This window comes from Streptomyces carpinensis, from assembly GCF_002154505.1.
In the GTDB taxonomy this organism is placed as follows: Bacteria; Actinomycetota; Actinomycetes; order Streptomycetales; family Streptomycetaceae; genus Streptomyces; species Streptomyces carpinensis.
This window is the reverse complement of record NZ_MUBM01000496.1, coordinates 1-234: the sequence shown is the minus strand read 5'-3', so window position 1 is coordinate 234 and position 234 is coordinate 1. Positions and strand designations below refer to the sequence as shown.

General features: G+C 71.4%; 1 protein-coding gene. It reads left to right on the top strand.

Annotated elements, in window-relative coordinates:
- Positions 1–215 (top strand): sigma-70 family RNA polymerase sigma factor (locus BZY54_RS54185; protein WP_244217637.1); only part of this gene is annotated, 215 nt, incomplete at its 5' end.
- Positions 216–234: the final 19 nt, after the last annotated feature.

Here is a 234-nt window from a genome sequence, read left to right as displayed (position 1 = left end):
GGCAGGCGCTGGCCCGGCTGCCCGAACTCCAGCGCACCATGCTGGTCCTGCGCTACTACGAGGGCCGCACGGACCCGGAGATCGCGGACATCCTCGGCATCAGCGTCGGCACGGTGAAGTCCAGCATCTGGCGCTCGCTGCGCCGGCTGCGCGAGGACGAGGTCCTCAGCTTCGGCCGTGACCAGGAGGAGTCCTTCGGCGAGCTCGTCGCCTGAGCCGACCGGAGGTCGGGGG